Origin of the sequence: Rhodococcus sp. NPDC059968 (assembly GCF_042738615.1) — a bacterium.
GTDB lineage: Bacteria > Actinomycetota > Actinomycetes > Mycobacteriales > Mycobacteriaceae > Rhodococcus_F.
Genome location: NZ_JBHWUE010000027.1, coordinates 33,882 through 59,517, shown reverse-complemented (window position 1 = coordinate 59,517; position 25,636 = coordinate 33,882). Strand labels below are relative to the sequence as shown.

At 62.9% G+C, this 25,636-nt stretch carries 21 protein-coding genes and 1 pseudogene; 13 read left to right on the top strand and 9 right to left on the bottom strand.

Features of this window, described 5'->3' with window-relative positions:
- Positions 1-158: 158 nt before the first annotated feature.
- Positions 159-1,049, top strand: coding sequence for an IclR family transcriptional regulator (locus ACFWAY_RS22120; RefSeq protein WP_378512135.1), 891 nt, complete (start codon positions 159-161; stop codon positions 1,047-1,049).
- A gap of 375 nt (positions 1,050-1,424) precedes the next feature.
- Here the strand turns inward: ACFWAY_RS22120 and ACFWAY_RS22115 are convergent, their stop codons facing one another.
- Positions 1,425-2,411 (bottom strand): Lrp/AsnC family transcriptional regulator, encoded by a 987-nt coding sequence (locus ACFWAY_RS22115; RefSeq protein WP_378512134.1) that lies wholly within the window; start codon positions 2,409-2,411, stop codon positions 1,425-1,427.
- A 348-nt stretch (positions 2,412-2,759) separates the two neighbouring features.
- Between ACFWAY_RS22115 and ACFWAY_RS22110 the strand changes: the two genes are divergently transcribed.
- Together ACFWAY_RS22110 and ACFWAY_RS22105 are read left to right on the top strand one after the other, a co-directional pair.
- Positions 2,760-3,134 carry a VOC family protein gene (locus ACFWAY_RS22110; protein WP_378512133.1) on the top strand — a complete coding sequence of 125 codons (375 nt, stop codon included), beginning with the start codon at positions 2,760-2,762 and terminating at the stop codon, positions 3,132-3,134.
- A gap of 126 nt (positions 3,135-3,260) precedes the next feature.
- Entirely contained in the window at positions 3,261-3,998 is a 738-nt protein-coding gene (locus ACFWAY_RS22105) for a hypothetical protein (RefSeq protein WP_378512132.1), read from the top strand.
- A 146-nt stretch (positions 3,999-4,144) separates the two neighbouring features.
- Here ACFWAY_RS22105 and ACFWAY_RS22100 read toward each other — a convergent pair whose 3' ends face one another.
- The 4 genes from ACFWAY_RS22100 to ACFWAY_RS22085 form a co-directional block, all read right to left on the bottom strand.
- Positions 4,145-4,507 carry a hypothetical protein gene (locus ACFWAY_RS22100; RefSeq protein ID WP_378512131.1) on the bottom strand — a complete coding sequence of 121 codons (363 nt, stop codon included), beginning with the start codon at positions 4,505-4,507 and terminating at the stop codon, positions 4,145-4,147.
- An 8-nt stretch (positions 4,508-4,515) separates the two neighbouring features.
- Positions 4,516-5,091, bottom strand: coding sequence for a DUF2510 domain-containing protein (locus ACFWAY_RS22095; RefSeq protein ID WP_378512130.1), 576 nt, complete (start codon positions 5,089-5,091; stop codon positions 4,516-4,518).
- A gap of 224 nt (positions 5,092-5,315) precedes the next feature.
- Positions 5,316-5,756, bottom strand: a complete 441-nt coding sequence (locus ACFWAY_RS22090; RefSeq protein WP_378512129.1) for a hypothetical protein — start codon at positions 5,754-5,756, stop codon at positions 5,316-5,318.
- Positions 5,757-5,916: 160 nt separating this feature from the next.
- Positions 5,917-6,129 carry a hypothetical protein gene (locus ACFWAY_RS22085; RefSeq protein ID WP_378512128.1) on the bottom strand — a complete coding sequence of 71 codons (213 nt, stop codon included), beginning with the start codon at positions 6,127-6,129 and terminating at the stop codon, positions 5,917-5,919.
- Positions 6,130-7,198: 1,069 nt separating this feature from the next.
- On the opposite strand from ACFWAY_RS22085, the gene ACFWAY_RS22080 reads away from it, so the two are divergent.
- Entirely contained in the window at positions 7,199-7,498 is a 300-nt protein-coding gene (locus ACFWAY_RS22080; RefSeq protein ID WP_378512127.1) for a hypothetical protein, read from the top strand.
- Between the two features lie 698 nt (positions 7,499-8,196).
- Positions 8,197-9,738 carry a glucose-6-phosphate dehydrogenase gene (gene zwf / locus ACFWAY_RS22075; RefSeq protein ID WP_378512181.1) on the top strand — a complete coding sequence of 514 codons (1,542 nt, stop codon included), beginning with the start codon at positions 8,197-8,199 and terminating at the stop codon, positions 9,736-9,738.
- A gap of 16 nt (positions 9,739-9,754) precedes the next feature.
- On the opposite strand, the gene ACFWAY_RS22070 is transcribed toward zwf, so the two are convergent.
- Positions 9,755-10,996 (bottom strand): LuxR C-terminal-related transcriptional regulator, encoded by a 1,242-nt coding sequence (locus ACFWAY_RS22070; protein WP_378512180.1) that lies wholly within the window; start codon positions 10,994-10,996, stop codon positions 9,755-9,757.
- Between the two features lie 189 nt (positions 10,997-11,185).
- Here ACFWAY_RS22070 and hxlB point away from each other — a divergent pair, with 189 nt between their 5' ends.
- The 8 genes and pseudogenes from hxlB to ACFWAY_RS22030 all read left to right on the top strand — a co-directional run bounded on the left by hxlB (position 11,186) and on the right by ACFWAY_RS22030 (position 21,588).
- Entirely contained in the window at positions 11,186-11,767 is a 582-nt protein-coding gene (gene hxlB / locus ACFWAY_RS22065) for a 6-phospho-3-hexuloisomerase (protein WP_378512126.1), read from the top strand.
- 48 nt (positions 11,768-11,815) lie between these two features.
- Positions 11,816-12,445, top strand: a complete 630-nt coding sequence (gene hxlA, locus ACFWAY_RS22060; protein WP_378512125.1) for a 3-hexulose-6-phosphate synthase — start codon at positions 11,816-11,818, stop codon at positions 12,443-12,445.
- A 184-nt stretch (positions 12,446-12,629) separates the two neighbouring features.
- The gene (gene gnd / locus ACFWAY_RS22055; protein WP_378512124.1) at positions 12,630-13,529 is read left to right on the top strand and encodes a phosphogluconate dehydrogenase (NAD(+)-dependent, decarboxylating); all 900 of its coding nucleotides are present in this window, start codon (positions 12,630-12,632) and stop codon (positions 13,527-13,529) included.
- Positions 13,530-13,532: 3 nt separating this feature from the next.
- The gene (gene pgi, locus ACFWAY_RS22050; RefSeq protein WP_378512123.1) at positions 13,533-15,212 is read left to right on the top strand and encodes a glucose-6-phosphate isomerase; all 1,680 of its coding nucleotides are present in this window, start codon (positions 13,533-13,535) and stop codon (positions 15,210-15,212) included.
- Positions 15,213-15,388: 176 nt separating this feature from the next.
- The gene (locus tag ACFWAY_RS22045; protein WP_378512182.1) at positions 15,389-15,595 is read left to right on the top strand and encodes a hypothetical protein; all 207 of its coding nucleotides are present in this window, start codon (positions 15,389-15,391) and stop codon (positions 15,593-15,595) included.
- A 106-nt stretch (positions 15,596-15,701) separates the two neighbouring features.
- Positions 15,702-16,083 (top strand): annotated as a pseudogene (locus ACFWAY_RS22040) (chlorite dismutase family protein); the annotation flags it as partial.
- A 427-nt stretch (positions 16,084-16,510) separates the two neighbouring features.
- Positions 16,511-19,783 (top strand): protein kinase, encoded by a 3,273-nt coding sequence (locus ACFWAY_RS22035; protein WP_378512179.1) that lies wholly within the window; start codon positions 16,511-16,513, stop codon positions 19,781-19,783.
- 227 nt (positions 19,784-20,010) lie between these two features.
- Positions 20,011-21,588: a GMC family oxidoreductase gene (locus tag ACFWAY_RS22030; protein ID WP_378512122.1), complete on the top strand. Its 1,578-nt coding sequence runs from the start codon at positions 20,011-20,013 to the stop codon at positions 21,586-21,588.
- A 474-nt stretch (positions 21,589-22,062) separates the two neighbouring features.
- Here ACFWAY_RS22030 and ACFWAY_RS22025 read toward each other — a convergent pair whose 3' ends face one another.
- From ACFWAY_RS22025 to ACFWAY_RS22015, 3 genes are read right to left on the bottom strand one after another with little or no spacing between them, the layout of a single operon-like run.
- Complete coding sequence (locus ACFWAY_RS22025; protein WP_378512121.1) at positions 22,063-23,301, bottom strand: NAD(P)/FAD-dependent oxidoreductase; 1,239 nt, start codon at positions 23,299-23,301, stop codon at positions 22,063-22,065.
- On the bottom strand, positions 23,301-24,767 hold the full coding sequence (locus ACFWAY_RS22020) for a carboxyl transferase domain-containing protein (protein WP_378512120.1): 1,467 nt from the start codon (positions 24,765-24,767) through the stop codon (positions 23,301-23,303). Before ACFWAY_RS22020 ends, ACFWAY_RS22025 begins: the two co-directional genes overlap by 1 nt.
- The gene (locus tag ACFWAY_RS22015; RefSeq protein WP_378512119.1) at positions 24,764-25,633 is read right to left on the bottom strand and encodes a 3-hydroxyacyl-CoA dehydrogenase family protein; all 870 of its coding nucleotides are present in this window, start codon (positions 25,631-25,633) and stop codon (positions 24,764-24,766) included. Before ACFWAY_RS22015 ends, ACFWAY_RS22020 begins: the two co-directional genes overlap by 4 nt.
- Between the last annotated feature and the right edge of the window lie 3 nt (positions 25,634-25,636).

The following is a 25,636-nucleotide window of genomic DNA, read 5'->3' as shown; positions in this document are numbered from 1 at the left end:
CATCGCGGGCGTTTCATTGGTTGAAACGTTGTTTCTATGATTGGTACGGTGAGTGTAGGACAGCGATTGGTCGTCGACAAGGGTCGGAACAGGCAAAAGACCGCCTGTACCGGCCGAATAACTAGCTCGTGCCGCAGAGTGGTCCAATTCTCGGCAGGATGATGACTAATCGGACATATCGTCGGGCGCCCGCGCCCGAAAGGACGGGAACTATGACAACGGACCCTGCGGATTCGACTGGGAACTCTGCCGTGCCTCGGCCCCCAAGTGGCCAATCCGGGACCCAAACTCTCATCCGCGGACTCCGGGTCCTGGACGCAATCGCCGACCAGTCTGCTCCCATCGGAGTTGGTGAATTGTCGAGGCAGCTCGAACTGCCGAAGTCGACGGTGTTCCGACTTCTCCGCACCCTCGAGCAGGAGGGTTGGGCAGAGACGTCTGCGGATCCGGTCACGCGGTGGCAGCTGAGTCCGCACATGTGGGGGATTGCGCGTCGCCATGAGCCACTCTCCGGCATCCGGGATATCGCCCTGCCACACCTCAATGCGCTCGGCGAAAGGACTGCCGAGACCATCCATTTCTCGGTTCCGGACAGAGATGTCCAACTCATCCTCATCGAGCGGATCGACTCGGTGCAGGCGGTGCGCACGTTCAATCCCATCGGCGCCTCCACCCCATTTCACGCCAGTGCCAGCGGCAAGGCGGTCCTGGCGATGCTGCCCGACGACGAGATGACTGCGGTCCTCTCCCGACCGCTGGACAAGCCCACAGCAAACACGAGCGTCGATCCGCGGTATCTGCGACATCAAATCCTCGAAGTGCGCGAGCGCGGGTACGCGGTCAACATCTCGGAGAACCGCGAGCATGTTTGCGCGATCGCGGCCGCCGTCACCGACAACGCGGGTCGACCCGTGGCAGCGGTAGCGATTTCCATGCCCGACATCCGGTTCGTTCCGGACCGAGTTCCGGAGTGGGGCAGCTGGGTGTGTGAGACGGCGCGGGTGATCAGCTCCGCGCTCACGGTTCGTCCCGGCCGGGTCGCGCGGTGAGGGACGGCGCCGGCTCCCCCTGGCACCCAACCAGCACCCGCCCGTGCCGATGCCGATTGCTCCAGTGAAAGCTGGACTAAATCGCGATGGCGTGGTGCCGCCGGTACGGTGCGCGCAGTAACCTTGGCGCGCACCGACCTGCTCCCCCGGTACGTTCGCCGCGCCTATGGAGAACTCGCGGAACGGGTGGGACCGGGCCGACCGTCGGATCCAGGCGATAGTGCGTGCGTTGTCGACAGGGCTGCTGATCAGGCAGTCCCGGCCCCTGTCACAGGACTATGGTGTGCGGCTTGTGATGCCCCGCTGTCTTATCCCGCAGGAGATCTCGGACCGTCGGAGCTCCCGTCTCGGCAACAACGGAATTCCGATGACGTTCTAGTTGTTCACGAGGGACGATATCTGGGACGCGGCGTGTAGTCGTGACGACTTGTAGTGGAGCTTCAAGTAGGTGAACGTCTCGAGCCGCTGAATTCCCTCGATCGGGCGGATCTGCTCGTCGAGTAGGACGCCCAGCTCGCCCTCGTCGCGGGCAAGGAACTCGAAGAAAATATCCGCGCCACCTGCGCACAGTGCGATGTAGTTGACCGCCGGCACAGCTGACAGCTTGTCTGCGACAACCCGCGCCGATGCCCCCGGTCCGAGCTGCACCGCCACCGACGCGCCCGCGTTGAGACCACTGGTTGCGGGGTTGGTAACAGCGGTGATCCGCAGTAGCCCTGCATCCGTCATTCGCTTCAACCGCCGCCGCACCAGGACCTCGGACTCAGTGATGTTCTCGGCGACCGTGCGTAAGGGCACCCGCCCATCGATCGACAACTCCTGCACGATCTTGACATCGATGGCGGACAGTTCGGTCGTCTCCGGGGACGGCCCGAACAACCCCGGACCCGCTCGTTCATCGTAGAAACGTTCCAGGTACGGATACACATGGATTCGGCTCAAGTTTCCGCTACGCCTGAGCGGACCGTCGAGGAACTCGAGTAGCTGATCGCGAGTCTCGCAGACGATCTCGGCGAAGATATCGAATCGGCCCGCCACGATTGCCACGTAGTCGACCTCGCTCATCGCTGCCAGCGTATTCGCCGCCGCGATGACCGAGCCCCCCGGATCGACGACGACACCGACAACGGCCCACCCATGTTGGGGGGTCCAGCTGGGGTGGATGAAGCACGCGATCTCCACGACGTCATCGGACTGCAGCTCTTGATAGCGGCGGCGTACCGATTTTTCCGAGGCACCCGTCTCACGGGCGACCTGACGAAAAGACATCCGCCCGTCGACCTTGAGGCAGTCAATGATCTTGCGATCGAGATCCGACAGCCTGGGGGCCTCAACCAGCGCTCGCGAGTTGGAGATCGTCATTGTTCGGACGCTACAGGGCGAAGCGGTGACATGGATGAACGCCTCGCAACCCGACTATGCCCTGCTGTGGGCGCTGACGTAAGAGCGAGTCGGCGCGGGTTCGAAACAGTACTTGTCAACGGCACCCTGGCAACTCTACACTCGCCGTACCAACGACAGAAACACCGTTTCGAAGAATGAAACGAAGGCGGCGCGTGGACCACCGCCTCCCTCCCCCGGATCGCCGCACCTGAGAACAACTCTTCCCGCGTGCGACCAATATCGACCGAAGCGGCAACGGCAGCCCACCCTGAGCAACACCCAGCGCGTCATGAGGCCGCCACCCTGGACTATCAAGAGGAACACAACATGCTGAAGTCGAACCCCGACAACGAAACTACGCCGTCGAAGATCGGCAACGTATTACATCCGGTGGCTGACGTCCAGTCGGCAGTGGAGTTCTATCGCGACGCGCTTGGCCTCGCACCCCGCTTCGTAGACGGCGACCGATACGCCGCACTGGACGCCGGCGGAACCGTACTCGCCCTGGCCGGCCCGGAAGAGGACCTCACCCGGGGAACCCCAGCCGCCTCATTCAAAGTCTCGGACGTCAAGGCCACCCTCGGCGCACTCGTAGAAGCAGGGGGAAGGGTGCTCCGAGAACCCGCGCAAGGACCTCACGAGATACGAGCAGTAGCACAGGACCCTTGGGGCAACACGATCATCGTCTACGGACCTCACTGAATCTCCTGCGCCCGGACTCGGACGTCGCCGGAGCAGGCCCCGGCGCAAACCCTGCGATCCCCGTTCGGGACTTCTCGTTCGGCGAACTGACGCTTCTCCACACCCCGCTGAAAGATGGAATCCACCGTGAAGATCGCTTACCTGACCACTACAGTCGCACTCGCACTCACCACGACGTTCGTCGCGGCAGGCACTGTCCACGCCGCCCCAGGCGTCGAGCCTCCCTCCGACTCCCACGTACAAACCGACATCCTGCCGGGCATTCATTACCAAGCCAGCATCGTCGATCACTCGGTGGTCCTCACCACGGATGCCGGCACGCTGACGACACAGGACAATCAGTTCCAGGTCCTCGACGCCGCCGGAAACCTCGTTGCAGGCGTACCCCTGACATACCAACGCGACAACAAGGAATGGCCCATCGCCGCTCAAATCAACGGCAACACCGCAACACTGACACCGAGTACCAACCCCGCATCAGCGACCCCGTTGAATGATACGGCCCTCCCACTGACGAACGTAGCACTCGACGTGCAGTCGCCGGAATTCAGCCTCGCGCTGATCAACTTCGGCACCGAAGTCGCCCTCGGTGTCACGCTCGGCAGCCTTATCGGCACAGCTATCGGCGCCGGAATTGGCTGCATCGCAGGAGGAGCACTCATCGGTTCGGCCGTTGCGGTTCCGAGCATCGGCACGCTCGCGGTCCCCGGATTTCTCGGAGGTTGCCTGGTCACCGGCGCCGCCGCAGGTGCAATCGGCGCCGTCGCAGGAACCATCATCGTGGGTGGCCCTGTCGCTGTCGCGAGTGCCTTCCAGTTCTACGACGCCATCACCGCACCTCCGACGGAACTGGCAGCGGGATAACGTATTTGGCTCTCGTGCGAGCTAAATGCGGACTCCTTGATTCGGTAAGTACCGATTACCACTTCGAGCCTAGGACAGATCGATGCCCGTTAATTTGTCTATCGGGAGAAGTGCTGGTCCACGAACGCAAACCCAGCCGCGCGGGGTTACCAGCGACTACGTAGGCGGGTCCTCGGGTTGTCCGCGGGGTTGGCGATCTCGTGCCGGTCGGTCGGCCCGTAGTTGATTGCTTCCAACTCGGCGTAGTCCATGATGGGTTGTTTGAGGAATTGCAACCCGTGGATGAGTTCCTGATGGTCGTTGAGGTACTCGATTGCAGTTGCGCGAAACACCGCCTGGAAGTCCGATCCCGAAACGGTGAACCCGTCGGACGACGCGGTCGTGACATCCCCGGCCTCGTTGTCCGGCGGGAGCGTCATTGCATTGCCGAGGATTCCGAGGAAGCCCGCGGCGGTCGTGTAGTGCCACAAGGTGTCAGGCAGTGTGGTGGGATCGCTCTCCGATGTCATGGCTCTGCTCACCGCGTCAGGTTGACGACGCAGGTGTCGAGCGCCTGGACGATCTCGTCACCGGGGTAGATTTTCAGGGGGGTGGCGCTGGCCTTGGGCCAGGTGGTGGTGTTGCGGGCGCCGCCGGTCGAGGAGTAGACGGCGCCGTTCGAGATCACCCAGACATCGGAGCGATTCTTCATCTTGCCGGTCGTGTCGACGGTGGTGCCGCCCAGGAACGTGTAGGGGCCGGAGTCGATCACTGTGCCGTTGATGAGCGAAAGGCCGGACGCGGAGAACCCTGACTCGACGAGGGCCACGAGCGTTTCGTTCGCCGGGGCGCAGCGCGGGTCAGAAGCCGGAACCGCGGGTCGCGACGCTGGGGCCTGCGTCGTGGTCGGTGCGGCCGCGACCGGTGGAGTGGTCGACGAGGGTGCCGCCGACGTCGTTGGAGGCCGTGTCGTGGTGATCTGTGTCGTGGTGGCGGTCGTTGTCGCCGCCGCGGCCGCCGGCTTGTCGTCCTTCTTGTCACCACCACCGAAGACCGCACCGAGAATTCCCATGACTACCAGCACCGCCGCCAGAATCAGCAGGACCTTCCCCACGCCGCCCTTCTTCCGTGGAGTGGGTGTCTGGGACGGCTTTGGCTGGGTCTGCTCGGTCCACTGCGTTCCGTCCCAGTAGCGCAGCAGGTTCGCATCTGCCGGGTCCTGGTGCCATCCGGGCGGGGTGTCGGAGCGGTCACGTTGGGAGTTCTCCTCGATCTGTGCTGTGGCCCGCCGACCTGTCAGACGCCGGTGGGTCCTCCATTAGCCCCAATGCCGCGCAGTTAAGGGTTTGAGCTGTCTGTCCAATCGGGCGGTTTGAGAACGTTGATGGCAATGTTGACCGTGGCATAGTTGGTGCGGTCGATGGCGCCTTTGGCGCGGTGTTTGGAGATCGCTCGTTTGACCACGCGGGGGCAATCACGTGCTCGGCGTTCGGGATTGAGTTCGGCCAGGACTGCGCGGCCAATCTTTCCGACCAGATCGATGGTCGTGCCGGCGATCACGCCTGACGCGAGTACCACCAGATCGCGGGCGGTGGTGAGGGCGATCGTAAAACTCGCGCGCAGCGGTGGGACATCCGCGCCGGTCGTTGCGTCGGCGATCGCGATTCGGCTGTGAGCAGCTGATCTGCCGGGACTGCGCATTCTGAGAACATCGATACATCCGCGCGCCTCGGGCGCCTCGGGCGCCTCGGGCGCCTCGGGACACGGTTCACCCCGCATCCCGGAACCCTGAGCTCACCCTCCCGACCGGAGCCATCACCACCGCGGTGTAACCGCTCCGCACACACCCCGAGCACCCGATCCGAGGGCACGGTTTCCTGAGGAAGTCATTCAACGGGCCGAGTAAGCGTCTCGCTCCGCCCGATCGGCTCCAGGGCCGTCACGGCACCGGCGTGCCGCTATTGGCGTTGCCGCAGCGGTACTGCTCAGCGATCTCCTCAGCTTCCCGAGCCGGCCAGGTCAGCTCCCCCACCGCCTCGTCCCCAACCGACATCAGATCCACCCCCGGGCACTGCGGCTCGCGGACGCACACCAACGCCAACCCGGAATCCGACAACACCTGCCACAGCTGCTCAACCGCGGTCGACTCCATACCACCTATTCAACCGCAGCACAGTGCACTTGCACGGGATCCGGACAGGGCACGTCCGACCTCGGACATCACGGCGTCACCTTCGACACGATCGATATCGCCGAGATGATTGTCTGGCCGGTTGCTTTGAAACAACCGGGCGGCCGAGGTGGAACCCGAAGACCGCGGACGGCATAGCGTAACGGCCACGGCCTACCAGACGTGACGGTCCGCGCGAAGCCCTGCAGCGCGCAGTCCGAATCGCAGGGTGCCCCGCCTTCCAAGTTTGAGGGCGGGGCCGGACGTCAGTTGGCGACTCGGCCGGGGCACCGAATCTGCCAAGGTCGTGGTCGGTTCTCGCGGCGATTTGCGGCGAGTTCAGTACCGCAAGATCATTCACGCAAACGACACGAGACCCGCCCAGAACTTCTCGCCTGGATGCCACCAGTCGAACCTGCTGGCACAGATGCCGGCGACGGCGCCAACGCCGATCAACGCTACGGGCGCGAACCAGTGGCGCGCTCCTCGACTGTGGGTCATGGGTCCCCTCGACACTCTGCATGGACGGATCGTGGCGTTCGTCGATCCGGAAACCCGCCAGCCCCTACTGGGACGTGAGAGCTGACGGGCTTTGCCACCTGTTGCCAGGAAGAATCCTCCACCCCTCATTGAGGGGGATACCCCTAGCTTGGAGGCGTGGCAACTACACCATATGGCACGCCCGTACCACAAGAGATCGTTGAAAGTTGGTGGTCGTGACTACGTCACACTCGACCCGAAGTCCTGCCTGCAGGAGGGGCGAAACCCGCCCGGATCTGACAGGCGGGACGCGGATGAAGAGGACCCCACCAGCTGAGAACAATTCAGGGGTCTTGCCGGCGGGGTCCCGTGCCGCGTATCGCCCTCATCGCGGACGCGGCAAGCGAAACCCCGCCAACCTTCGTGGGAAGGCAGGGTCTCTACACCAACCAAACACTGGGAGGGTCGGGATCGGTGCGTGCTGAGACTATCCGCGCCACAACGACCACTGCCAGGGATTCGAACATGATTCAACCATCGACTATGTGACACAAATTCCCCCACATTCAGAATGGCCCGCCCAAGGAGTCGCGATGCTCAGCCCGGCGTCCTGATCGTCAACGGCTCCAAGGGCGCAATCCGCGCGCACGCCACCTCCCCCACCACACTCGCCCACCCCCTCGACAAAGGTCGGGACCCGGACGCCTCCCCGACCCTGCACGCGAAGGTAATCGCCACCAACAAGCGGGCGGTGATCGGATCGGCAAACGCATCCGAAAACTTCACCTTCGCCGTCATCATCATCATCGACGACCCAGAAATCGTCACCTCCGTACGCAAGTTCATCGACAGCATCGACGAAATCACCTAAATCGACAAGGTATTCATCGACAGCGCCACCGGCGAATGGAATGGGAGATCGGCCGCGCGGTGCGGATCCCCGGGGTCAGCGGCCGAATCCACACCCAAAGCCGACTATCTGCCCGTACCGGTCACCCGAATATTCGTCAGACACGCCGTCGACTACGGGCCCCCCGAACAACACGTCCTCGAAGGCAGACATGCGGGTGCCTACTCGGTTGTCCGGTGGCGGCCAGTCACCGGAATCTCCCTCCGCGCGACAACGTACGGTGTCACGGACCTCACAGAAACGCCCACAATCGGATTGCGACAGCGCCGGCGAGTAACCGCTGGCGCACATCAGACGCTCGCCCCGCCGTGAGATCGCGGAACTGCACCGCCACTGTTCGATGACAGCCGCAACCTAACGTTATGTTGATGGCTGGAATACCCCCGGAATCACCGTGCGGTCCTCCTGCACCTGCACACCGTGCCGACGATCATGAACAATTCCGAAACCAACAATCGCCGTGCTCATCGGTATTGACCGACTTGATACCCAGGTCTCCCACGTGACGCATTCAGTACCCGCCGGTCGACCAGGTAAATTCCCCCACTCAGCCAGGTGTGTCGGCGAGGACGCACGGCAACACTGAGAGCCGCACCCATCGGCGGACGGTCGGATGGTGGTTCGAAGTTCCAGCTTAAATGGGGAGAACACACGTGAGCATGTCTCAAGTAACCGATCCGGTCACGATTGACCCAGTCGGCGGACAAACCGTCATGGCGGATGCTCTCGGTCATGCCGCCGGGGTCGTGCCGTCGTCGTCGATGGTAATCTTCGGCATCACCGGCGACCTGTCCCGTAGGAAGCTGCTCCCGGCAATCTACGACCTGGCCAACCGGGGCCTCCTCCCGCCCGGCTTTTCGCTGGTCGGCTTCGGCCGACACGAACCTGACCGCGTCATCGAGACCATCCGGGCCGCGATGGTTGCCGGCGCGCGCACTTCCTTCCGGATCGACACGTGGAACCAGTTGGCACGAAACTTCCGCTATGTCCGGGGCACGTTTGACGACCGTGAGGCGTTTGAAGACCTGAAACACACACTGGCACAACTGGATGTGCTTCACTCCGCCGTCGGCCACTCGTTTTACATGTCGATCTCCCCGGCACACTTCTCCCTGGTGTGCGCTCAGCTGAACGCCGTGGGCCTCAACCAGGACCGCCGTGGATGGCGGCGCATTGTGCTGGAGAAGCCGTTCGGCAACGACCTGGCCAGCTCGCGGGCATTGGGCGCCACCGTCGACAAGGTTTTCGGTGCGGAATCGGTGTTCCGAGTCGACCATTATCTCGGCAAGGAGACGGTCCAGAACATCCTGGCGCTGCGATTCGCGAACGGGTTGTTCGAGCCGCTGTGGAACCACCGCCACATCGACAACGTACAGATCACCATGGCCGAGGACATCGGTGTCGAAGGGCGAGCCGGCTACTACGACGGGGTCGGTGCGGCCCGGGACGTCATTCAGAATCATCTGCTGCAGTTGTTGGCCCTCATTGCCATGGAGGAGCCGGTTGGCGTCGATGCGGCGAGTCTGTCCGCGGAGAAGGTGAAGGTCCTCTCTGCCACGTCAGCGGTGGGTCCGTTGGCCGACACCACCGCGCGTGGTCAGTACTCGGCTACCGTCCGAGGTGAGACATACCTACCGGGTCTACTCGACGAGGACGGATTCGATCCTTGCTCGACCACCGAAACGTATGCGTCCATCACCGCACAGATAGCGAATCGACGCTGGGCCGGGGTTCCGTTCTATCTCCGCGCGGGTAAACGCCTGACCAAGAGAACCACGGAAGTTGCCGTGACCTTCGCTGCGCCGCACCATTTGACTGGCTCCGCCGAGGCCGGCCCGCCACCCCAGAATGTGCTGGTGGTGCGGGTGCAGCCCAACGACGGAATCTCGTTGACGATCGGTGCGAAGACACCCGGAGATGGGATGCGAATCCAGGATGTGGATCTGAACATGTCTTTTGCTGACTCGTTCGGCGGATCCTCACCCGAGGCCTATGAGCGACTGATCCTCGATGTCCTTCGCGGTGACGCCTCACTGTTCCCGTCGCAGGCCGAGGTGGACGCGTCGTGGGCGATTATCGATCCTGTCATCGCGTTCTGGGCCGAGCAGGGGCGCCCCGACGCATACCAATCCGGTAGCACCGGACCGATTTCGGCCGCCTCCATCGTCACCCGCACAGGTAGGGCGTGGCGGCCGTTGTGAATCGAGGGTGTTGCACTCAGGCCGGTCGGGGCGTCTCGTGTGCCATGATTCCGGCTTGGATGCCGATTGCTCCTGCCTCGCCGCGATTGGCGACAGCGAGTTTCTTCAACACGGCGGCGACGTGGAATTTGATGGTGCTTTCGCTGATACCAAGTTCGGCAGCGATTGCCTTGTTCCGCTTGCCCACCGCGAGGTGGGCGAGTACTTCGAGTTCGCGTGGATTCAATGTCGATAGGAGTTGTTCGCCGGGTCGTGCTGCTGGTGGGTCGAGTGGAATCGTCAGGGCGACCCGGCTGCCCCAGCCGTCGATCGACTCGACATCGATGTGGCCGCGGAGGGTACTCATGCGACCGGACAGTTGCCTCGTGAGTGCGTGTCGATCGATCTTGCCGGCTCCTTGATCCCGGACTTCGATTAGCACGTTGGATCCGTCGCAGTCCCAGGCGATCCGGAGTCGGGTGAGCACGGTTTGGTCGGCGAAGGCCAGCACGATGGCTCGAACCATTGCCCTTGCGGCATGCGCGATTTCACCGGGGAGGGCTCGGCCGTCTGCGGGCGGCTCCACGTAGTCAACGGTCACGTCCTGGTGTCGCAGCAGGGGTCGGAGTTCGCCTTGGAGTCGGGCGAACGCTGTGGTGACGGCTTCCTCGGACAGTGCCCGGTCTGCGGTACCTGCCGAACGCAGTGCGATGAGGGCTGCGGAGGCGGTCTCGCTGGCGGTGATGCGCGACCGGCGGTCATCGAGGTCGTTCGAGCGGAGGGTACCGAGGATCGAGGCCAGGGTGGCCTCGTGCAGCTCGGTGAGTTCGGTGATCGTGCGTGCTCGTTCGCTCGATGCGGCTCGTGATTCGGCCAGGTAGTCGGGGCTGGCCTGTGCCACCTGTTGCTGGATGGAGGTCGCGACGATCCCGAACATCGCGCTGAGTCGGGCGGGCTTCGGGGTGTCGTGCTCTGAATTGCGTGGTACGAGGACAAGCAGGCTGTCGCTGTTGTCGCGGACCGCCCACACCTTCCGCCGGATACCGGCGATGACTGCGTCGCCGTCGAACACCCCACCGATCGTGACGGACTGCTTCACGGCGTCGAGTTCGTCGAGGGTGACCCGCTCGACGATCCGCGGTGAACCAGCAACCTTGCGCGGCCTTCCTGTGCATTCGCGGGTGAAGATCACGAGAGCTTGATGCGGCGTCGTGTTCTGCAGGAACTTTGAGAAGCGGTGCGCGATCTCTGGCAATGGCCCAGCGATCACTGCCCGCATGTCGACCCATGCGGCTGCTTGTGACTCAACGGGTTCTTCCACGCCTACCACCTGCCCACCGTAAGCCGGTCGACACGAAGTGGGCACTGGCCAATCGGCCAGAACGAACTCCTCAACCGGCGGGGTGCCGAAGTCGCAGTCCGGCCGCAGCCTTGTCGAGTAGACAACGGACTACCACCGAGGAGAACCATGACCGCGACCGCCGAGCAGACCAGGACGGGGTTCAGTGACGCGCGCCGCATCGTGCTCGAGGAGAATCAGCGTCTGCTCAATTCAGTGGCCGGTGAGCACTGGGACCATGCGGGCTCGTTGATCACCTCGGCTCGTGCCGTGTTCGTGATCGGCAACGGGCGCAGCGGCCTGGCCACACAGATGACCGCGATGCGTCTGATGCACCTCGGGCTCCGTGTGCACGTGGCCGGTGAGGTCACGGCACCCGCGGTCGGTGGCGGCGATCTGCTGATCGCCGTCTCCGGGTCGGGCACCACCGCCTCGGTCGTCGGGGCTGCCGATACCGCGAAGAAGGTCGGTGCCTCGGTACTGGCGGTCACCACCGTGCCGGACTCGCCCCTCGCCCGGCGCGCCGACGAGGTGCTGGTGCTCCCGGCAGCGGACAAGCAGGACCACACCGCGTCGATCACCCGCCAGTACGCGGGCAGCCTGTTCGAACAGTCCGTACTTCTCGCGTTCGACGCGCTGTTCCAGTCGCTGTGGAGTGCACAAGACCAGACCGCCGAGCGGCTCTGGGAACGCCACGCCAACATCGGCTGACGCCACCGTCAGCCATATCGACCGAACAACGAAACAGGAGAAAAACATATGACGAAGCTGCAGGTTGCAGTCGATCTGCTCACCACCGCCGACGCGCTGGCCCTGACCAACAAGGTGGCCCCGTACGTCGACATCATCGAACTCGGCACCCCGCTGATCAAGAGCGCCGGCCTCAGCGCCATCAGCGCGATCAAGGCCGCGCACCCGGACAAGGAGGTCTTCGCCGACCTCAAGACCGCCGACGCCGGCTTCCTCGAGGCCGACCTGGCCTTCTCCGCCGGCGCGGACCTGGTCACCGTCCTCGGCGCCGCCGGTGATGCCACCATCAAGGGTGCCGTCGAGGCGGGACAGAAGCACGGCAAGAAGGTCGTCGCCGACCTGATCGGCGTCGAGAACCGTGTCGAGCGGGCCCGTGAGATCGCCAAGCTCGGTGTCGCGTTCGTCGAGATCCACGCCGGCCTCGACGAGCAGGCCCAGCCCGGCTACTCCATTCAGACCCTGCTCGACGACGGCAAGATCGCCGGTGTGCCGTTCTCGATCGCCGGTGGCGTGAAGGTCGACACCATCGCCGCCGTCCGTGACGCCGGTGCGGACGTCGCCGTCGCCGGTGGCGCCATCTACAGCGCCGAGGACCCCGCTGCTGCCGCGAAGGCGCTCAAGGACGCACTGACCAAGTAGCACAACATCGTTGACAGTGAAGGCCCTGAACACCAACCAGTTCAGGGCCTTCACCCATCCGCATGCCCGCAGTTCGCCTGCGTCCTGTGCAACTGGCCGGTCGGTTCCCCTTTCGGCCCCAGAAAGTTCCGCGGACACGGGAAAACGCCCGCACTTCTTTCTATAGAGATGGAGCAGTAAGACAATGCAATTGGGATTTGTTGGCCTCGGCCGGATGGGATCGAACATGCAGGCACGACTGCGTCAGCGCGGCCACGACGCGATCGGATTCGACCCGAACTCCACCACGAGCGACGTCCCGACCTTGGACGCATTGGTGTCGTCGTTGGCGACGCCGCGAGTGGTGTGGGTGATGGTGCCCGCCGGCGACACGACCCGCAACGTCATCGGGCAACTCTCCCGCATTCTCGAACCGGGAGATCTTGTTGTCGACGGCGGCAACTCGCGCTTCTCGGACGACCAGGTCAACGCCGATGTTCTCGCGGAGCGAGGAATCGGCTACATCGACTGCGGAGTCTCGGGGGGAGTGTGGGGCCGCGAGCGTGGCTACGCACTCATGGCGGGCGGGGACGCCCGCGACATCGAACGACTGATGCCGGTTTTCGATGCACTGCGTCCGCTCGGCGATCGTCGTGACTCCTTCGTGCACGCAGGCCCCACCGGAGCAGGTCACTACGCGAAGATGGTGCACAACGGAATCGAGTACGGGTTGATGCAGGCCTACGCCGAGGGATACGAACTCCTCGCCGCCGAAGACTCGATCATCGACGTGCCCGCGGTCATGCGCGCCTGGTCCGACGGCACCGTCGTGCGCTCCTGGCTCCTCGACCTGCTCGTCGACGCCTTGACCGACGACCCCGCACTCGGAAACATCTCCGGATACACCGAAGACTCCGGCGAGGGACGCTGGACAGTCGAAGAGGCGATCGCCCACGCCGTTCCGGTCCCGGTCATCTCGGCGGCATTGTTCGCCCGGTTCGCCTCCCGGCAGGACGACTCCCCCGCGATGAAGGCCGTCTCGGCGCTGCGCAAACAGTTCGGCGGCCACGCGGTCCGCCTGGCCGAACCCGCCGCGATCGGCTAGACGATGACCGCACAGCACTCAGACATCACGGCCACCTCAGCCTGGCAGAAACTGCAGGCCCATCGCGATGAAACCTCGGCTCCGACGATCCGTGAACTGTTCGTCACAGACCCCGAACGCGGTCGCGAACTCACCCTCACAGCGGGTGAGCTGTACATCGACTACAGCAAACACCGCGTTTCACGCCACACCCTGGCACTGCTGATCGAACTCGCCCGCACCGCGGGTGTGGAGGAGCGGCGCGACGCAATGCTTCGGGGAGAACGGATCAACACCTCCGAGGACCGCGCCGTCCTACATACCGCCCTCCGTCTACCCGCCCATGCCGCACTGCGGGTAGACGGCCAGGACGTGGTCGCCGATGTGCACCGCGTCCTGGCCCGCATGGGCGACTTCTCCGACCGGCTCCGCAGCGGTGAGTGGCTAGGAGCCACCGGCCGCCCGATCACGACAGTGGTCAACATCGGGATCGGCGGCTCGGACCTCGGACCACACATGGTGTATCGCGCGTTGCGGCACTACGCGGACTCGGGTATCACGGTCCGGTTCGTCTCCAACGTCGATCCGTCCGACCTGGTGGCCACCCTTACAGACCTCGATCCAGCGACCACCCTGTTCATCGTCGCGTCGAAAACCTTCTCCACCCTCGAAACCCTCACCAACGCCACCGCTGCGAGGCGGTGGGTGACCTCCGCGTTGGGCGAGCAGGCGGTCGCTCGCCATTTCGTCGCCGTCTCCACCAACGCCGAACGGGTCACGGCGTTCGGGATCGATACCGAGAACATGTTCGGGTTCTGGGACTGGGTCGGTGGCAGGTACTCAGTGGGTTCCGCGGTCGGCCTCGCCGTCATGGTCGCAATCGGCAAAGACTCCTTCGAGGAGTTCTTGAGCGGATTCCACACCATCGACCGGCATTTTGCGGACACACCACTCGAGGACAATGCGCCGGCCATTCTCGCACTGCTGGGAGTGTGGTATTCGAACTTCTTCGGTGCCGAGACCCGAGCGATCCTTCCGTACTCGAACGATCTCAGCCGGTTCCCCGCCTACCTGCAGCAACTCACCATGGAATCAAATGGCAAGTCGGTACGGGTCGACGGAAGCCCCACCGGAACCGCGACCGGCGCTGTCTTCTGGGGCGAACCGGGAACCAACGGTCAGCACGCCTTCTACCAACTGCTGCATCAGGGAACACGGTTGGTACCAGCGGATTTCATCGGCTTCGCCGAATCCACCCACGACCTTCCGGCGGCGGACGGCGCAGGCAGCATGCACAACATCTTGATGAGCAACCTGTTCGCGCAATCGCGGGTTCTCGCCTTCGGGAAGACACCCGACGAGCTCGCACTGGAAAACACCGCCCCCGATCTGATCGCCCACAAGACGATGCCCGGCAACCAACCCTCGACCACAATCTTGGCCCCGCGACTGACCCCATCGGTGCTCGGCCAGCTGATCGCTCTATATGAACACCAAGTATTCGTCGAAGGGATCATCTACGGCATCGACTCGTTCGACCAATGGGGTGTCGAACTCGGAAAGGCCCAGGCGCTCGAGTTGGAGCCAACCATCTCCTCCCGAAATGGTTCGCTGCCTTCGTATCTCGACTCTTCGACTGATTCGATGGTCCGTTGGTACCAATGGGTGCATGCACACGGCGCCGACAGCAATGATCTTCCCTAAGTGCCCCTCTGCGCTGTGTGGCGGGCGGCAGACCGAACGGCCTACACGGGGTTCTGCTGAACACGGCAGAGCCGTGATCAGCTTCTCCACACCCACCCGTGGTCCGGTGAAGGACGGCACCTCCTCGCGGATACGCCGACGGGCCTCGGTGGCGCGCAGATCGCGGAGGTCCCGGAGTGCCGAAAAATGAGGGCGGCGGCCAGCACGGCGGCATCGCACTCTCGGTCGGACCCACCACTACTGTGTTCCGCCGCCACGACGGCATTGAGATGAGACTGCCGAACACCGATCTGCTGCTGTGGGTCACCCTGTTCCTTATCGCGGGTCACCGACACGGCGTCTTCGACCGCCGCCACCGGCTGGGCTGGGAGTGGCTGGCCTAGGCGCTCGCCGTCCACGTCACCCACGACCACGACGCGGACACGACGAGAACGCAACCGAACCTGCGGTCCTGGTGCGGGTTTCATCGGCGAAGGGCTGGTCATGCCAGCTCCCGATGCCACTTACGCCGACTTCCGCCGCACCACCGCACTGGGCCGCGCGAGCAAGCCCGTGTGGAGCAACGTCGCGTGCCACCGTCCCGCCGAATTCAACAAGAGCCACATTCCGGCGTTCCTGGCCGGTGAGGACCCGGGCAACTACATCTGCGTGTACCCGTTCGTCCGCTCCTACGAGTGGTACCTGCTGCCCGACGACGAGCGGCGCAAGATGCTCGCCGACCACGGCATGGCGGCGCGCACGTACAAGGACGTCCGCGCCAACACCGTGCCATCGTTCGCACTCGGCGACTACGAGTGGATTCTCGCGTTCGAGGCGCCCGAGCTGTACCGCACTTGTCGACCTCATGCGCGCGACCTCGGCCGCACCCCACCGGTGCGCCCCGCTTTCGCAGCCAAGGCGAAGCCAACCGGGACAACACCGCCCGATACGCCCAGCCGACCGTAGCCTGTTCTGACTCGACGGCCTTCACCCTGTCGCCGATACGGGGAGGGCTGGCTCAGGCCCGCTGGTGTGCCAGCGGGCCGCGGAAGCGGCCGGAACGCGAGCCTGTCCTCGGTGTCTGGAAGCAGAACTAGAGAGCCTGCGCGTCGAACAGGGGGACCGCTGCTTCCGGGAAATGTGCTCGAGACCCGATCCCGAATGAATAATGACGTGAGGAGTGCCCACGGTGAGCCCTGAGAAAGGGCGGACGAGTTCCGCTGGCAGCCTGCCGAGGAGCGATATCCTGAAGCAGCGTCGCTGTCAGGGCGGTGACACGACGCAAGAGATGTATTAGTCGGATGAATCGCCGGTGGATGATGGCTGATGTTGATCCTTTTGAGACGCAGCGCGACGAGATGAGACCTTCGGTCCCGGCGGAACTGGAAGTCGCCGGCTTCGAGGGCGCCAAGGAGATCGGGCGCGGCGGTTTCGGCGTCGTGTACCGCTGCCGTCAGTCTGCTCTAGACCGTACAGTGGCGGTGAAGATCCTCACCGCCGATCTGAACGAGGAGAACCTCGAGCGCTTCTTCCGGGAACAACGCGCGATGGGCCGATTGACGGGGCACCCGAATATAGTCAACGTTCTGCAGGTCGGTTCCACCGACAGCGGTCGCCCATTCATTGTGATGCAATATTATGCACAAGATTCCCTCGATGCGAGGATCCGCCGTCACGGTCCGTTGCCGTTGGAAGAGGCACTCCGGCTTGGCGTGAAGCTGGCAGGCGCGCTGGAAAGCGCGCACCTGTTCGGAGTTCTTCATCGGGACGTCAAACCCGCGAACATCCTGCTCACGGATTACGGTGAGGCGGCCCTCACCGATTTCGGCATCGCGCACATCGCAGGCGGGTTCGAGACTGCCACCGGCACCGTCACAGGCTCTCCGGCATTCACCGCGCCTGAGGTCCTATCCGGTGAGTCCCCGAGCGCTGCGTCGGACATTTACGGGCTCGGCGCCACCCTATTCTGCGCAATAACGGGTCATGCCGCGTTCGAACGCCGCAGCGGGGAGCAGTTGGTGGCTCAATTCGTCCGCATCACCACGCAGACCGCTCCTGACCTGAGGGAGGAAGGTATCGCCGACGACGTGTGCGCCATCATCGAACGCGCGATGACCGGGCACCCGAAAGACCGGCAGTCCACTGCGTCAATGCTCGGTGACGAACTGCGCGAGGCCCAACTCCGACACGGGTTTCTTGTCGACGAGATGGCGATCCATGCCGAACGGGGAGCTGAGCCGCACGACCGAACACCGATGTCGCGGCAACGGCGTCCCATGACAGGGCCCGCCGGCACGAAGGGGAATCTGCCTCTCGAGCTGACCAGTTTCATTGGTCGCCGCCGGGAGCTGACCGAGGTGAGGAATCAGCTGACAGCCTCCCGGCTTGTGACGCTGACGGGAATTGGGGGCGTGGGAAAGACGAGGCTCGCCTTACGCGTCGCGACCGTAGCACAACGGGGTTTCGCCGACGGAGTGTGGCTCGTTCAATTGGGAGAGTTGACTGACGAGTCGTTGTTGATGAACGTGGTGGCGGACGTGCTCGGGTTACGAAAATCGGCGCGGCTGCCCGACGAGATCCTGCTTGAGTTCCTGGGTGCGCGCGAGGTGTTGCTGGTCCTCGACAATTGTGAGCAGGTGGTGGATGCGGTGGCGGCGCTGTCCGAGATGCTGCTGCAGGCCTGCCCGGGACTGAGAATCCTCGCGACCAGCCGTGAGGCCTTCGGGATCGGCGGAGAAGCGGTACTGCGTGTTCCTCCACTGACGGTCCCCGATCCCGACCGCGAGCCCTCCCTGCAAGGATTACCCAGCTACGACGCCGTGACGTTGTTCGCCGAACGCGCGGCCGCTGCCGTTTCGACGTTCAGCCTCACAGACGACAACAGGATTGCAGTGGCGCGGATCTGTCACCGGTTGGACGGTTTGCCACTGCCGATCGAACTGGCGGCTGCACGGCTGCGGGCGATGTCGCCCGAGCAGATCCTGCGGCGGCTGGCCGACAATTATGCACTGCTGACCCACGGGAGTAGGCGTGCACCGACGCGGCAGCAGACCCTGCGGTTAAGCATCGACTGGAGCCACGAGTTGTGCACGTCGCAGGAGCAGCTGGTCTGGTCACGGTTGGCAGTGTTCGCCGGCACCGTCGAACTCGATGCGGCAGAACAGGTATGCGGCTACGACCTGGCACCCGAGGATACGCTCGACACGCTGACCTCTCTGGTGGACAAATCCATTCTCATCCGAGAGGAACACGGAGGGGTGGTGCGGTTCCGGCTGCTCGAGACACTGCGTGACTACGGGCGCGAGAAGGCACAGCACAGCGGTGCATATCAGGAACTGCGTCGGCGCCACCGGGACTGGTATCAGCAGTTGGTACTCGATGCCGAGGCAGAATGGATCAGCTCGCGACAACTCGAGTGGATCGCGCGGATCGACCGGGAACAGCCGAATCTACGTGAAGCGCTGGAGTTCTGCGTTTCCGACAATCCGGGAATCGGACTTCGGATCGCGGCATCGATGTACTTGTTCTGGAGTTCCCGCGGACTGTACAGCGAAGGGCGGCACTGGCTCGACCGCCTCCTGAAAGACGAGGTCACACAGCCGATCGTCGACCGGGTCAAGGCCTTGCACGCGGACAGCGCTTTGGCCGAGCTGCAGGGAGACCTCGGGGCCGCGGAGCAGCTGGTGAGGGCGGGGCGAGCGCTGACGGAGGGAACGACTGACTCGGTGGCTAACGCTTTCAGTGACCACGCCGCCGGCCTCCTCTCGTTCTACCAGGGAGAACTGGCGCGCGCTTGCTCACTTCTCGAAAAGTCGCAGGCCGAATTCCGGCGGCAGGGCAATACCGCCTTACAGGTCGAGACGCTCACGCTGATTGGAATGTCCTATGAATTGCTGGGGGATGCTGGACAGGCGATGGACCACTATGGCCAGGTTCTGACGATCACGGAGTCGCGCGGCGAGTCGGTGGGCCGGGCCTACACGCAGTGGGCCATGGCCGTCCTGTTGTGGCGACAGGGCGACCTCACACGTGCACGGGAACTGCTAAATCAGGCATTGGTGCGACTGGCGAGGTTAGTGGACGATCCCGTGGGCGCCGCTATGTGCCTCGAGTCGCTGGCCTGGATCGCCAGCAGGCTAGACGACGTACAACGAGCTGCTGTCCTGATGGGCGCCGCTGAAGTCCTTGGCAATTCCGTCGGTAGTTCGCCTACATTTCTTCCCCACCTGCTCGTTTACCACGACGAGTGTATCCAGACGAGTCGCCGGATACTGGGACAGAAGGCATTCGCATCAGCCAGTCGAGAAGGAAATGACTTCGGGCTTGACGCTGCTGTCTCGTATGCGCTCGGTGAGCAGACTCCGAATGCGACCGCCCCAAGCGATACTGCTACCAACCTGACCAAGCGTGAGCAGGAGGTCGCGGATTTGGTCGCCGAAGGTCTAACCAATCGGGCGATCGCCGCCCGACTGGTGATTGCTCAACGCACCGCGCAGGGACACGTCGAGCACGTCCTGACCAAGTTGGGTTTCACCTCTCGCGCACAGATCGCCGCCTGGGTTGTCGAGCAGAAACAGCGGCGTGACGCCTAGGACCGAACGCTCCCTTTACCACCGGGCATGGATCCATCGTTGTCCAATTTGTGGCTATTGCGCGGGTTCAGACTCGCCTACTGCGTGTTCCGTGCGAGGGTGCAATAAATTCATCACTAAAAACAGTAAATCGCAAGAAATTATTCCCGGCCGGGCATCGACTCCCGATGACCACAAGGCTAGAGTTCATGAAAACTCCACCCTTTCGAAAATGTACGGGAGATGCTATGAGTTACGACTACATAATTGTGGGAGCGGGAACCGCGGGCTGCGTGGTGGCCAATAGGCTATCGAAAGATCCGTCCAAGGATGTTCTCTTGCTCGAATATGGTGGAACTGACATGAATCCGTTGTTTCACATACCGAAGTGTTTCGCTTTTACCACAGAGGGGGAGCGGTACGCTTATCAATATCCCACCCTTCCCTCGGGGGAGCATTGGACCCGCGGCAAAGCTGTCGGTGGTTCGACTGCGATCAACGGAATGCATTACATTCGTGGAACAGCCTCGTACTATAACGCCATTGAGGAAGCTGGAAACAAAGGTTGGGGTTGGGCAGAAATGCTGCCCGCTTTTCGAAGCATCGAGGATCATCAACTCGGCGCATCCGCCACGCGGGGCGTCGGAGGGGCGCTGCCAGTTTCGGTGACTGACGCAAGTGGAGAGCGAACCAATGAAGCACTGATCGCATCAGCCCAGAAGCTTGGCTGGGAACGGGCGCACGATATCAATGAACACGATAATGAGCGTATTGGTTACACGCCGACCACGATAAAGAACGGTTTTCGCGTCAGTTCAGCGAAGGCATTCTTACGACCCGCCCTTAAACGCCCGAACCTGACGTGCGTTAACCGAACTAGAGTCGGATCCCTCATCTTTGATGGAACCCGCGTTGTGGGGGTACGGACCAGCAGGAAGGGTGTGCTGAAAGAGTATTACGCCCAGAAAGAAGTTATTGTTTCCCTAGGCTCCATCGAGAGTGCACTACTGTTGGAAAGATCAGGGATCGGGAACCCCAGTATCCTGGCTAGCGCCGGGGTGGACGTCCGGGTCGACAGCCCCAATGTGGGCGAAAGAGTTCTGGAACAGCGTCTTGTCCAGATGCAATTCAAGCTGAAGGATAATTTGGGATATAATCGCCTGTTATCAACTATTCCGCGGCAAGCTGTTACGGGCGCCAAGTATGTCCTTACCCGAAAAGGTGTGATCGCAAATGGGGGGTATGACATCACAACCTTCTATAAATCCTCTCCCGATCTTGCGGAACCGGATGTGACAGGACTGTTTACTCCTCTGTCTCTCGATCTCGCCTCAGGAGGCCACAAGGTCGCCAGAGGGCCCGGTTTTTTGTTTACCGGCTACATGCTGCACCCGACGACTCCCAGTTCGATCCATATCAGAGGGTCGCGTCCAGAGGACGAACCAACGATTGACGCGCGATTCCTGGAAACCGAGCATGACAGGAAGGCCACAATCGGCATTCTCACGGGAGTGCGTGCGCTTCTCAGCCAGGGACCGATAGCAGATCTGATCAAGGAGGAAGAGTTCCCGGGGCCGGGTGTGCAGACGGCGGATCAGATTATTGAGCACTCATGGAACAGCGGACCTTCCGCCAATGCAGTTGGGGCATGTGCCATGGGCCCCAACGATGACGACGTCGTTGATTCTCGGCTGCGTGTCCGTGGTGTGGATAGTTTGCGTGTCGTGGACTCATCCGTGTTGGCCAGCAATCCTGGCGGCGGCACCATGGCGCCGACTATGGCGGTCGCATGGCGAGGATCTGACTTCATCATGGAAGACGCATAGTTCAAGGTTTAGACGCCGACGGGGCTACCGAGGCGATCACATGGTCCCCCCGGATGGTCCGAATCTCGATCCTTGGATCGCGGCCCCGTCCTCCCGTGTGTTGATGCGCAGCGCCCCACTGTCGAGGCGCTGCGCATCACGTGTGCACACCGCTTTGTGTCGCGCGCCGGCTCCAGGTCCACGACGGAAGTCGGCGAGCGCCTTCCAGCTCAATCCGCTCGCGACACAGCACCAGATCGCTTATAGGTGTGCCCCGTGCATACGCGCACTGTCGGTATGGTCGACGGACGCGTCGCACGAGCGCTCCGTGGCTGCACCCGCTCCTGTTAGATGAGACCGCGCCGGCAAGCGGAGCAGCGACGTTACAGCGAACTGCGCGAGATTGGCCACTGGTTTCCGGATGGTTCTGCGTCCAATGGACTTTGCCCGATTCCACACGTGTTTGATCGGTTGTACCGAACATGGAAGAACAAGCTAGGTCGGCTGACGTTGAGAAGACGGCTTGTTCACCAGTGATGCGACTCTCTCTCGCATTGCTGCGACCGATGCGCTGTCACCGCTGAGCGTGCGGCGGCACTCGACCAACGCGCGGGCCCAGTTCACCACGACGACTCCACAAAGACGACCCTCCGCATCGCCGTAGAGGACCGCGAAAGACCGATCCGGCTCCGGGCCATCGACTACACAGTGCTCGAGGGCGCCCCCGGTACGTCCGGCGATCTGAATCTTCCAATCGAACTGATCGCTCCATACGTACTCTAACGGTGAGTACGCCCGCAACTGATCCGAATGAATGATGTTGTGGGCCACGCACCCTGCTTGTTTGACGGCGTTGGTCCAATGCTCCGCTCGAATATATGTCCGCTGCACTGGGTGGAACCAACGCGCAACATCGCCAACTGCATGTACCCGCGGCGCTCCGACTGCGCGACTGAACTCATCGCACACCAGACCGTCCTCGACGCGCAGACCCGACGACGCTAACCACCCATCATTTGGAATGGCGCCGATACCTACGACCACTATGGCAGCGTCCAGATCCGTCCCATCCGACAACCGGATCCGCAGTGCTCCACGACTGCCATCAATCCCCTCCACGCTGACGCCGAATCGGGTGGAAATGCCTTTCTGCTCATACAACCCCGTGAATAAGCGGCCGACCTCAGGGTTGAGAACCCGACTCAGCGGGATCTCCTGAGGGTCGACCACCGTCACCGGCAGCCCCAAGGCATGGGCAGTAGAGGCAACCTCAGCACCAATGAATCCCCCGCCGACAATCACAACATGACCACCCCGCAGAAGGTCAGCCCGCAGGCCTGCTGCGTCGGCGAGTGAACGCAACACATGCACGCCCTCCGGCTGGCCCCACGGCGATGGGCGGGCCCGTGCGCCCGTCGCCACCACCACATCGTCGAACGACAACCGGTCACCACCCGCCAGGGCCACCTCGCGGCCAGGCACATCAAGGTGAACAGCGCACTTGCCGAGAACCAATTCGATGCCTGCCTCGCGGGCATCCTCCTCGGTCAACAGTGACATTCTCGCCGCCGGGCTGTTTCCGCTGAGCACACCCTTCGAAAGCGGCGGCTTGTCGTACGGCAGCACTGCCTCCTCCCCCACCAAGACCACGTCTCCGTCAAAACCTGACGCCCGCAGCGACAACGCGGTGCGCACGCCACCCACGGACGACCCGACCACCACCACACGGCTCATCAACCGCACCTGTCATCGGACTGGTACGAGCTGCGGTCCCTCGTGGTGAAGAGGTTATGCATCAGTGTTTCCGTTCGGCGTGATCTGTCGCCGGCGTTGGCAGCCTGCAAAGCCTCTGAGACTGCCGCGATTGCGCCCTCCCGGTCCAGCCGAGCGTCCACGATTCCGTCGACTACACCGAGCTGGAGTATGTCGGAGGCTATCAATCGGAGGTGTTCCGCGATTGTGGGAGCGTTGTCCGCATCGCGGGTGAGGATGGTGGCGGCGCCTTCCGGACTGATCACGCTGAAGATTGCATCCGAGAGCATGAGGAACCGATCGGTGTGGCAGAAGGCCATCGCACCTCCGCTGCCACCCTCCCCTACACATAGGGACACCGTCGGGACGGCCGTTTCGGAGAATGCACTGAACAGTCGCGCGATCTCGCCAGCGATCCCGTCGGCCTCCGCGAACGGACCGGGATTCGCTCCGTTGGTGTCGACGAGTGTGAGGACTGGAAGTCCGAGATGCCCGGCGAGGCGGACGGCCCTCTGCGCAAGGCGAAAGTCCCCTGGCTGCAATAGAGCCGGTCGAGAGCTTCGGACGTGGCGATCCATAGCGATAACGACTACCTGGCGCCCTGCTATTTTCGCGAGACCCGCGCGTACAACCTCGGCTGATCCACGAATATCGATCCACGACGACGTGAGAGCGGCCGCCCATTCGAGGCCTGATGCACGCGTCTGTGATCGTGCATGGCGCACGCGGTCCATCGCTGTCGCCGAGTGGGAGAGCGATGAATGTGCCGGAGTTGCGCGATCCTCAGGGAGAGCCAACGGTGAACTGGACTCCCCCAATGCACTCGATATCCATTCCGAGATCTCGGCCGGCGATGACACAATCGCATCCACAAGGCCAGATCTGAAGGCTGACTCAGCTGTGTGAGAGGTGTCCGGGGGGGCCTGGCCGGTTACCTGCTGTACCACCCTCGGACCACCGAACCCGATGGTCGAGCCTGCTTCGACGATGCGCAGATCAAGTAGGGATGCCCATGACGCGAAGACTCCCCCCGTTGTGGGTGATCGCAGGACTCCGAGGGATAGCAGCCCCGCCCGTGAGTGCCGAACCACCGCATCAGTGGTCCTTGCCATCTGGATGAGTGAAACCATGCCCTCTTGCATACGCGCGCCACCCGTGCGGATCACCGCGACAACGGGTAGGCCGCGTGAGGTGGCCCGGTCGAAGGCGCGGACTACTTTCTCACCCGCGACCGAACCCATCGTTCCGCCCAAAGACTCGAACCGATGCTCGATGAGTACGACTTGTGTGCCACCCACTTCGGCGAGCCCAGTTCGCACGGACTCTTCGGGGAGGTCGGCGAGCACCGAGGCATATCCTGGAAACGTCAGGGGGTCTGTCGACCAAAGATCTTCATCCCACAATTCAGTGAACCGCCAGAAGAGCGCTGTGGTGGCAGGCGCGGTCATTGCTGGGAGCCTTGCGTGTCGTACTTGTAGAAGCCCTCGCCGGTCTTACGTCCGAGTCGGCCCATCCGCACGAGCTGCTTGAGAAGCGGAGGCGGAAAGTACTTCTGGTCCTTGTACTCCTCATACATCGATTCCGCCATGTCCTGAACGATGTCGAGCCCGATAAGGTCGGAGAGGGCGAAGGGGCCCATCGGATGGTTGAACCCGAGCTGGATCACACTGTCGATGGCTTCCTTGGTGGCTACGCCGCGCTCGAGTGCACGCACTGCATCCAGCAGGAAAGGAACGATCAGCAGGTTGCCGACAAATCCCGGTACGTCGTTGACAATGACCGGGGACTTCCCGAGTTCATCGGCGAAGTCCTTCAGGGACGCGACAACGTCGTCGGATGATACCGGCGTCCGAATGACTTCGACCAGCTTCATTGCCGGCACCGGGTTGAAGAAGTGCATCCCCGCGACCTTCTCGGGTCGGTTAGTTGCCGCTGCCAAGATCACCAGAGGGATGGTCGAGGTGTTGGAGGCGAGGATGGTATCGGGCCTGCACAGCCGATCCAGGTCCGCGAACACCTGGGTCTTAAGGGCCACGTCCTCGAACAATGCCTCGACGACCAGGTCGACGTCGGCCAGGTCTTCGAGCGAGGTCGCCGTGGTGATCCGGCTCAGTGCCACTTCGGTGTCCTGAGGGGTGATGCGCCCGCGCGCGACCCATCGCGCAAGTCCGTCCTCCACGCGGCGCCGCGCCACTGCGGCTCGGTCTTGGTCCATTTCAACCAGGATCACTTCCCGCCCACTGTGTGCCGCAACCTGGGCGATCCCTGCGCCCATAGTTCCGCCACCGATGACTCCTACGCGCTTGAAGTTCATCTT